General features: G+C 75.0%; 1 protein-coding gene. It reads left to right on the top strand.

What is annotated here, in order from left to right; translation table 11 throughout:
* Positions 1-105: 105 nt before the first annotated feature.
* Positions 106-942, top strand: coding sequence for a siderophore-interacting protein (locus ACFRCR_RS18850; RefSeq protein ID WP_377679723.1), 837 nt, complete (start codon positions 106-108; stop codon positions 940-942).
* Positions 943-1,073 lie beyond the last annotated feature (131 nt).

Below are 1,073 nucleotides of genomic sequence, written 5' to 3' on the forward strand. Positions count from 1 at the left end.
CCCCGGGTGCTCACCGAGCGCCCGGGGTCGTCGACGTTCTGCGTTGGCCGGTTCGCGGTACACCCTGTCCCCACAGGCCCCCCTGACCCGGCCTACCGTGGCCGGATGGCTTCCCCCTGCTTCCCGGCCCGCGTCGTCACGGCGACGCGCATCACGCCGCACATGGTCCGTGTCCACCTCGAGGTCGTCGGCGACTGGAGGTGGACGACCGACGGTCAGGGCGACGAGCGCATCGACCTCGCGTTCCCCTCCCCCGGCCGGACCGTCGCCGAGATCGCCTTCTTCAACCAGGACGACTACGGGGTCGTGCCCGTCGAGGGCACCGAGCCGCCGTGGCGCCACTACACGGCCCGCCGGGTGCACGACGAGGGACGGACGATCGTGGTCGACCTCGCCGTGCACCCGGGCGGCCTCGCGTCCGACTGGGCCGAGCGCGCCGAGCCGGGCCACGTCCTCGGCGTGTTCGCAGGAGGCGAGTCACGCAGCTACTACGACGCCCCGGCCGACGCCGGGTGGCGTCTGCTCGTCGCCGACCCGACCGGTCTGCCCGGGCTCGGGCGCATCGTCGAGGAGCTCCCGCCGGGCGGCGTCGCGCACGCGATCGTGGAGGTGCCGACGCCCGAGGACCGTCAGGAGCTCGAGACCCGCGGGGACGTGACCTACACGTGGCTCGTGACCCCGGAGGGTGCGCGCCCGGGAACGGCGCTCGTCGAGGCGGTGCGCGCGCTGCCCGTCCCGGAGACCCCGGGCTACGCGTGGGTCGCGTGCGAGAGCGCCGCGAGCCGCGACATCCGCCGCACGCTCCGGTCCGCGTGGGGCATGGCCCGCGACCGGCACCAGGTCGTCGGGTACTGGACCGCCGGGAAGGTCAACGTCCGCGCGGACCGGGACGCGCAGGACACCCACGACCTCGACCATCATGCGGAGCCGGTGCAGCACTAGGCCGCCCGACGGCGGAGCGCACCCGTGCGCCCGGGCACGCTCCGCCGTCGGGCCCGCGGGTGCGGACCGCCGAGTGTGCACTTCGGGCTGCCCAGAGGGCCCACGAACGACCCGAAGTGCACACTCGGCGA

This window comes from Oerskovia sp. NPDC056781, from assembly GCF_042789955.1.
In the GTDB taxonomy this organism is placed as follows: Bacteria; Actinomycetota; Actinomycetes; order Actinomycetales; family Cellulomonadaceae; genus Oerskovia; species Oerskovia rustica.